We start from the raw sequence: 306 nt of genomic DNA, 5'->3' as shown, positions 1-306 counted from the left end.
CAAAGGACAAAAGCGCCGAGAGTACCGTAAACACCTGTGCCAGCATGACACGTCCCTTGACGGGACCAGACAGGCGCCTGATATGACACGTCGGCCAGAGAATCGGCCAGCGCGTTGCGCTCGCGGGACAGCTGGTCGCGGGTGCGCGAAAGGCGCGACACCATATTCGACAGCTCGTTGGCGAGCACCGCCACGTCGCCCTCACGGCAGTTCGAGAAGCCCACCGTGTGGCCCGAATGCAGCACCTCGTCGATCTACTCGGCGAGCCGGCGAATCTGGCGGTGGCGGTACAGCGACACGACGAGG

1 pseudogene is annotated in these 306 nt (G+C 64.4%); it reads right to left on the bottom strand.

Annotated features, from left to right (window positions below):
* Nucleotides 1-245: pseudogene (locus NE591_RS14020) on the bottom strand (hypothetical protein); the annotation flags it as partial.
* Nucleotides 246-306: the final 61 nt, after the last annotated feature.

The sequence above is a fragment of the Adlercreutzia sp. DFI.6.23 genome (assembly GCF_024462535.1).
Classification (GTDB): domain Bacteria; phylum Actinomycetota; class Coriobacteriia; order Coriobacteriales; family Eggerthellaceae; genus Adlercreutzia; species Adlercreutzia rubneri.
This window is presented reverse-complemented; position numbering and strand designations above follow the sequence as displayed.